This is a genomic window from Microcoleus sp. AT3-A2, assembly GCF_036705685.1.
Classification (GTDB): domain Bacteria; phylum Cyanobacteriota; class Cyanobacteriia; order Cyanobacteriales; family Microcoleaceae; genus Microcoleus.
The window spans coordinates 10,068-17,784 of record NZ_JAUBVF010000088.1; the positions used below are offsets into that span (position 1 = coordinate 10,068).

Below are 7,717 nucleotides of genomic sequence, written 5' to 3' on the forward strand. Positions count from 1 at the left end.
ATTTGTGACTTTAGTTGCCGTCAACACATCGCCATCAACGTCGCTATCGTTGGCTAAAACTCCCTTGGCGGCAGGCACGTTCAAGACTCGATCGTGTAAGGTAGGGTAATTTTCGGGTTGTACGATCGGGAGATTATTATTTGTAACGTTAATGGTAACTGTTGCTGGTTGGACAGATGAATCTGTGCCGTCGCTAACGTTATAGGTGAAGGTATCAGTGCCTACAAAGCCAGCTTTCGGAGTATAAGTGAAGTCACCAGTGAGATTTAACGTGACTGTACCATTGCTTGGGGCTGTAACTACCACGGCACTACGCGCGTCGCCGCTGTTGGCGTCGGTGTCGTTGCTTAAGACTCCCTCCGCCACAGAGACGCTGCGAACTTTGTCGTGCACGACGCTGTAGCTGCCGTCATCGACGGCCACCGGGAAATTATTAACCGAGATGGGGCCGAGAGTAAAACTCGCACTTGCTTGATCCGTGGCGTCCCCGAAAAATAGGAAGTTTGGCTGGCTGTAGGGATTGAAGGGTAAAGCCGGCTGGCTGGTTGCTGGATTAAATGCCGTGTAGTTCTGCAGCGGCTGATTTGTCAGGTTTGGTATTGCTGTAGGGCCGGCAAACAGCGTGTAAGTGGTGCCTTGGACTACCAGTTTGTAGTCGGTAGGAGTGCTGATATTAACAGGTGCATTTACTCCGCGAGTAAACAGCGGAGGAACTGATGTTGCTGTACCGCCGTTTTGAGCAAAAATGCCTCCGTTGGCACCGAGGTTGCTGTTGGTGAAACCCAGTTCAATGCCATTTTGAGCGTCGCTGCTAATGGCGATGATGCTGAAACCTGCCCGATCGTTAATACCACTGTTTTCCGCCGTAACTGCAACTCGAAAAGAAACGCTGTAACCGTTAGTAAGGTTGAGGGCCGGGAAAGTTGCGTTGACTGGAGTAAATGTTCCTGGCGTCGCTGGCGGACTTGGAGGAGTGTATTTGTAGTTGGTGTAGCCTGCATAGCCTGTAGTGTTATTGGCCGCCGTCACGCTAGCAGTATTAATGCCCGTGTTTGGCGAGAACGCACCTGTAGCTTGGATACCACCACCGTATGGGAGAAAAGCAGGTATGGGAAGAGGTACTTGTCCGTAAGCTAATTGAGTAGTGCCCGATGCCCCGATACCGGCGGGCGATCCGGCTGGAAAGTTACTGCTGCCGTCGTAGAGGGTTAGGTTGAACACAAATTCATAAGCGGCCATTGTGGCTGGCTCGATCGCCAACCCAGAGGACACCGCTCCTGTTGTATAATCTAATTGCCAATCTCCGCCCATAGCGGAACTGCCGATCGGCGATGTAGAAGCAGCAATTTTTGCCTTAGTTAGCTGACTCAGTTGCTGCACAAAGTTAGCGCCCTTCTCCCCCGCCGCTACATCGCACCCGTACAGCAAAATCTCTCCACTGTCTGCCAGCGATCGCCACCAACGCTGCAATTGTTTAGCATAAGTTTTTAAATTTGTCAAGTTTAGATCGATCGCGCCTAGCTGCAAACTCGCGGGGCGACCGTGGGAGATGATATGAATGCTTTTGATATTGCTGCGATTCGCTAGTGCCTCAGTAATTTGTACTACTCCATCCCGCGCCGCATCGAGGGTAATAACTTCTGTCCCCGCTGCGATGCCGTTGCGGAGAGTTTGGTGATCGGGAAGGGCAGAGTCGAGAAAGGCGATCGAACTAAAAACTGAACTCATAAAATTTGGCATAATACACCTTTGGTTAGATGACGGTAGGAAAATTAAGGCGTGTAGAGCTTAGCAAATTCAAACCTTAAATGTCATGAGTAAAATTAACAATCAAGACGAATACTAATTTTCCGTGAACCTGCAACAGAGGCATCTTGATAGGGGCGGGTTTAGCCAATAAATCCTTTAAAAAACCGACAATTCCGGTACAAAACCCGCCCTATCAAGGTTCGATCGCCAAAAGTTCTTCTACTACCAATCCTTTCTCAATAGCGAGCACTGCTGCTTGAGTGCGATCGGGCACTTCTAACTTTTGCAAAATCGCGTGCACATGAACCTGCACCGTACCCGGAGCAATGTACAATATTTGTGCAATTTCCTGATTGCTTTTCCCCCCGCAACTAAAGCTAAAATTTCCTGTTCTCGCTTCGTCAGTGGATTCTCTAAAACTTCCCCTCTCAACCCATTTTTAAAAGGTTCGGGATTAGCAAAAACCGCCCTAATTTCCGCAGTCGCGGTCTGATCCCACCACGAAGCGCCCGCCGCTACCGATCGAATTGCCAACACCAAAGTTTCCGCCGCAATTCCTTTTAGGCAATATCCCTGAGTTCCCGCTGCAATTAATCTTTCAATTAACGATTTTTGCGAATGAGATGTTAAGATTAAAACGGGAATTGCTGGATGTCGCTGTTTAATTTGGTGGCACGCTTCAATACCCCCAATTCCCGGCAAACCGACATCGAGAACTACCACATCGGGCAAGTGTTCCTGAGTCAATTCTACCGCCGTTTCGCCATCTTCCGCTTCAGCAATTACTTGCAAGCAAGTTTCTTGCTGCAACCGCGTTTGCAGCCCCAACCAAAAAAGTTCGTCGTCTTCAACTAAGAGAATTTGCAAGGGATAAACTGGTTGCATTTCTCTGGGATAGCAGGGAGCCTAAATCCAAACAAAGCGCCCTGTGGAAATTTATTTCCTGCCCAAATTATACCTCTGTGAGCGTCAATGATTTGGCGAGATAAGTATAACCCCAATCCCGATCCTTTGGCTTGCCGATTGCCGTTTCCTTGATAAAAATGCTCGAACAAGTGGGGCAGTTCATCGGCGGTAATTCCCAAGCCACTATCGATAACTTTCACCACCTGATAACTCGAATAAGATGCCATAACAATTTCTACTTTACCGCCACGAGGAGAATGGTTAATTGCGTTTGTTAACAAATTAGCAAAAACGCGCTGAAGTTGCACCGCATCGCCATTTACCCACAAAGAGCGACGGAAATTAGACTCTCCGTAACTCATATTAATGTAAACCAGGCGCGCTGCTGATAAATGGGTGAGAGTTGCGATTACTTCTTCTGCCGAAGCTACTAAATTTACGGGCGCAAGTTGCCGTTTTAAACCTTCGGCATCGTTGCGGTAAACATCCAGCAGCGTTTCTACTAATTGTAGTGACATTTTGTGCGATCGCGCCATTGTTTCGAGAACTTTTTGCTGACTGGCGGAGACATTTCCAAATTTTGCTGACTGAAAAGCTTTAATTGTTTCAATCGCCCCTAGCATCGGCGTTTTTAAGTCCTGACTCAAAGTAGAGACAAAATCTTCTCGGATGCTTGCTAGCCGCTGCTGCGACTGCAACTCAGCTTTAGCGATCGCGATCGCTTCTTGGTACTCGTGGTTGCGATCGCTCAAATATCCCGTCACCCCTAAAGCCATGACTGCGATCGATCTATTTGCGATAGTGGCTAGGGCGATCGTTTCTCCGGGAGGAACAAACAAATTTAACAGCGTCAAAGCTGTCGCTACCAGGGTAATTTGCAACTTACCCAACCGACTCAATCGCGAATTTTCCAGTGAAATCGGCCCCGTGTACAAATACCCAAACACATACTCGGAGGGCGTAGTAAATTCCAGCACTGCAATGATCGCAAATAAAATGGCGATCGACCACCTCCCCGCCAATGTCTCTCTTGAATTCCCAGGTTTTTTTGGATAGCCGATAAACTTTTAAACATCCTCAATCAATCCATTTTTTTGTCTTTTATATTTTCACAGTTTTTTTTCCTTCTACCTTCTACCGAGGCAAAATAGAGAAACGGGAAATTGTTTTAGCCAGCGTTGTTTTATTAATTCACCCGATCGCAGTTTTAATCCCCGGTGCAATTACCCTCGCCTTTACCGACAGTTTGAGCGGCATCAGCAACCCGATATTTCACGGCATTTCCCAGGTAATGTACGAATACGCTTCGGCGGCTAACAACGGTTCTGGTTTTGAAGGATTGGCCGACTCTCAACCCGCACCGACAGGACTTTGGTGGAATTTAAGCACCTGTTTTAGTCTGCTGTTGGGGCGCTACGTTCCAATTATTGCCCTGCTGCTTTTAGCTGACAGCATGACGAACAAACAACTGGTTCCCGAAACAACGGGCACTCTCAGAACCGATTCAGTTTTGTTCACCAGCGTAACGGCAGGAGTAATCATAATACTAGGCGCGCTGACATTTTTCCCAGTTTTGGTTGGCTTTAGGGCCAATTGCCGAAGGATATGAAATTAGCTGCGGCAAGTTTGAAGCAGCATCAATAACTGTAACACCTTTAGCAACACCAACTCCTCCACCTCTGTAGCGAAAATCCTCAACCTCACACTTCTCTTTCTCTGTGTTCTCTGTGTTCTCTGTGGTTCATTAAAAATCCCCAATCGACATGACCTTTTCCCATACTCCAGATTCCCCAAAAAAACCTGCAAGAGGCTCTCGCCAGTCTCGCAAGCATACGCCAAAAGCAAATACTAAAGGCCTTTATCAAAGAGCTTTTAAAGAAGCTTTTGTCAAGCTAAACCCGCGGGTGATGCGTAAAAATCCGGTGATGTTTGTGGTGTGGGTTGGTACAATTGTGACTGCATTATTAACTATCGACCCGACGCTGTTCGGCCCGGTTTTCGGCAAAAATCCGGTAGTTTTTAACGGTTTAGTCACGTTTATTTTGTTCTTCACTTTAGTATTTGCTAATTTTGCGGAAGCGGTAGCAGAAGGGCGCGGAAAAGCGCAAGCAGATGCGCTGCGATCGACCAAAGCAGACACGACAGCCCGCAAACTCTTACCAGACGGTTCAATTCAAGAAGTTAGTTCGACATCCCTCAGACGCGGCGACCAAATTAAAGTGATCGCAGGGGATGTCATTCCTGCCGACGGCGAAGTGATCGCAGGTGTCGCCTCGGTGGATGAATCTGCGATCACTGGCGAATCCGCACCGGTGCTCAAGGAACCGGGTTCCGACATCGCCAGTTCCCTCACCGGCGGTACGCGCATCCTCTCTGACGAATTGACGCTGCGGGTAATGGCCGACCCGGGTAAAGGGTTTTTGGACAGGATGATCGCGCTGGTGGAGGGGGCAGAACGCTCGAAAACGCCCAACGAGATCGCGCTAACGGTGCTGCTGGCGGTGCTGACTTTGGTGTTTTTGATAGTGGTATCGACGATTGGGCCCGTGGGAAATTACGTGAAAACCCCTGTGGGCGTGGTGACGCTGATTTCGCTGCTGGTGGCGCTGATTCCAACTACCATTGGAGGTTTGCTGAGCGCGATCGGCATTGCGGGGATGGATCGCGTCGCTCAGTTTAACGTGATAGCGACCTCTGGACGCGCCGTGGAGGCTTGCGGCGACGTGAATACGCTGATTTTGGACAAAACGGGGACGATCACGCTGGGGAACCGTTTAGCCGAGGAGTTCATTCCGGTAAACGGTCACTCGCTGGAGGAGGTTGCGAGTGTAGCCCTTGCTGCTAGCCTGTTTGACGATACTCCAGAGGGAAAGTCGATCGTCCGTTTGGCTCAGAATTTGGGCGCACAGGTGGATTTCGATCGCACCAACGCCACTGGGCTTGATTTTTCCGCAAAAACGCGGATGTCTGGCACGGATTTGCCCGATGGGACGGAGGTTCGCAAGGGTGCGGTGGATGCGGTGAAGGGTTTTGTGCGATCGCGCGGCGGCAATGGGGGGCCGGATCTCGATGCAGCTTACGAACGAGTTTCGCGGCTTGGAGTCACGCCTTTAGCTGTTTGTCAAGGCAGCGACACCTACGGCATTATCTATTTAAAAGATGTCATCAAACCGGGAATTCGCGATCGGTTTGACCAACTGCGAAAAATGGGCATCCGCACAATAATGCTCACCGGAGATAACCGAATTACAGCATCAGTAATTGCCGATGAAGCAGGGGTTGACGACTTCATTGCCGAAGCAACTCCTGATGACAAAATCGACGTAATTTGCAAACAACAAACCGAGGACAAATTAGTAGCAATGACAGTAGACGGAACCAACGATGCACCCGCACTAGCGCAAGCAAACGTAGGACTCACGATGAATTCTGGAACCCAAACAGCTAAGGAAAAAGCGAACATGGTGGACTTAGATTCTGACCCCACCAAACTAATTGACTTAGTGACAATTGGCAAACAATTGCTGATTACTCGCGGCGCGCTGACTACGTTTTCGCTAGCGAACGACATTGCCAAATATTTTGCAATTATTCCGGCAATATTTGCCCCTGTTGGCGCTTTAAACGTCATGGTTTAGCCAGCGGTCAATCGGCAGTTTTATCGGCATTAATTTACAATATTTTGATTATTTCTGCTTTGATTCTACTAGCATTAATTTGTGTCAAATTTAGACCTTTGAACGCCAATAAACTGTTGCAGCGGAACATCTTAATCTACGGATTGGGAGGAGCCGTTGCGCCGTTTATTGCTATCAAAATTATTGATATTTTGATAGCCTCCGTTGGGCTAGCATAAGAGAAGTTCGGCAACGGATTCGCTTTCTTCGGATGTAACGGATTATTCTCGTTCCCCGGCTCTGCCGAGGAACGCAGAACCAGAGGCTCTGCCTCGATTTTCCCAAAAAAAACCTCCAATAGAAAGACAGATGTTTATTCCCCAAATAAGGAGAATTCATAGAACCTAATAATTTCCTGAATGATGTTTTACCAAGATATTTTCAAGAAACGATAGAGTTAGCGCAAATGCTTTGGCAGCGCCACCCAATCCCGGTGCAGCTATTTCTGGTAATGTGTTTTAATGCGATAATTGCCCCCGCTGTTTACGCGGCTGCGGGTGAAGATTTGACCCGAAAAGCTGTCTGGGGTTTAAGTCTCCTGGGTTTGGTGGTTATCGCCCTTTCTATTTACCTGTGTGTAGTCATCTTTCAGCCGAAAAGATTTTAGTTAATAATTAAACCTTAGCAAATAACCAAGCGACTAATTTATGAGAGAAATAATTAGAGCCATTCGCCTTACCTTGGTTTTGTGGGGAATTACAGCCATTATTTACCCTTTAATCTTGCTAGTAATCGGTCAAATTGCCTTCAACTCACAGGCAAACGGCAGCTTAATTACCAAGCAAGGAGTTCTAGTCGGTTCGTCGTTAGTTGGTCAACCTTTCAGCTCGGATAAATATTTTTTGGGTCGTCCCAGCACGACAAATTACAGCAGTTTTGCGACCGAAAATTACGATACAACAAAGGGAGAAAATTTAAGTCAAAGAACAGGTGTTTCGGGAGCTAGCAAGATTGCTCCCAGTAACTCGGATTTGCTGAAGCGAGGTAATGAGAAAGATGGTTTTCAGGGGGTGCAAGTTGAATTAGACCGCCTCAACAAAGCTGGTATCAAACGGACTGCCGATTTAGTCTACACCTCTGGTTATAGCCTCGATCCGCACATTAGCCTAGAGGCAGCTAGGGCGCAAATTCAGCGGATAGCAACGGTGCGATCGCTCAATTTAAATCAAGTAGAAATGTTGGTAGCCAAAAATACGCATGGCAGATTTATCGGCATTTTCGGCAAACCGCGAGTTAACGTCCTCAAACTGAATCTGGCTCTCGACCGTTTACAATAGTTGACAGTCATTAGTCATTAGTCATTAGTCATCAGTCATTAGTCATTAGTCATTAGTCATTAGTCATTAGTCATTAGTCATTAGTCATTAGTCATTAGTCATTAGTCA

At 47.6% G+C, this 7,717-nt stretch carries 8 protein-coding genes; 4 read left to right on the top strand and 4 right to left on the bottom strand.

All coding sequences use genetic code 11. The annotated features are described in order from the left end of the window. The 4 genes from QUB37_RS27570 to QUB37_RS27580 form a co-directional block, all read right to left on the bottom strand. The coding region (locus tag QUB37_RS27570) for a DUF4347 domain-containing protein (RefSeq protein ID WP_333168250.1) at positions 1-1,728 on the bottom strand (1,728 nt) is incomplete at its 3' end. A gap of 214 nt (positions 1,729-1,942) precedes the next feature. Continuing rightward, complete coding sequence (locus tag QUB37_RS29950) at positions 1,943-2,062, bottom strand: hypothetical protein (RefSeq protein ID WP_445300064.1); 120 nt, start codon at positions 2,060-2,062, stop codon at positions 1,943-1,945. Then, entirely contained in the window at positions 2,026-2,634 is a 609-nt protein-coding gene (locus QUB37_RS27575) for a response regulator (protein WP_445300065.1), read from the bottom strand. Before QUB37_RS27575 ends, QUB37_RS29950 begins: the two co-directional genes overlap by 37 nt. After that, positions 2,601-3,632, bottom strand: coding sequence for a HAMP domain-containing sensor histidine kinase (locus QUB37_RS27580; protein WP_333168251.1), 1,032 nt, complete (start codon positions 3,630-3,632; stop codon positions 2,601-2,603). The genes QUB37_RS27575 and QUB37_RS27580 overlap by 34 nt, the downstream gene beginning before the upstream one ends. A 170-nt stretch (positions 3,633-3,802) precedes the next feature. Between QUB37_RS27580 and QUB37_RS27585 the strand changes: the two genes are divergently transcribed. The 4 genes from QUB37_RS27585 to kdpC all read left to right on the top strand — a co-directional run bounded on the left by QUB37_RS27585 (position 3,803) and on the right by kdpC (position 7,609). After that, on the top strand, positions 3,803-4,264 hold the full coding sequence (locus tag QUB37_RS27585) for a potassium-transporting ATPase subunit KdpA (protein WP_333168258.1): 462 nt from the start codon (positions 3,803-3,805) through the stop codon (positions 4,262-4,264). Between the two features lie 154 nt (positions 4,265-4,418). Next, positions 4,419-6,293 (top strand): potassium-transporting ATPase subunit KdpB, encoded by a 1,875-nt coding sequence (gene kdpB, locus QUB37_RS27590; protein WP_445300066.1) that lies wholly within the window; start codon positions 4,419-4,421, stop codon positions 6,291-6,293. A 445-nt stretch (positions 6,294-6,738) separates the two neighbouring features. Next, positions 6,739-6,939 carry a potassium-transporting ATPase subunit F gene (locus QUB37_RS27595; protein WP_333168253.1) on the top strand — a complete coding sequence of 67 codons (201 nt, stop codon included), beginning with the start codon at positions 6,739-6,741 and terminating at the stop codon, positions 6,937-6,939. A 40-nt stretch (positions 6,940-6,979) separates the two neighbouring features. Next, entirely contained in the window at positions 6,980-7,609 is a 630-nt protein-coding gene (gene kdpC, locus QUB37_RS27600) for a K(+)-transporting ATPase subunit C (RefSeq protein WP_333168254.1), read from the top strand. Positions 7,610-7,717 lie beyond the last annotated feature (108 nt).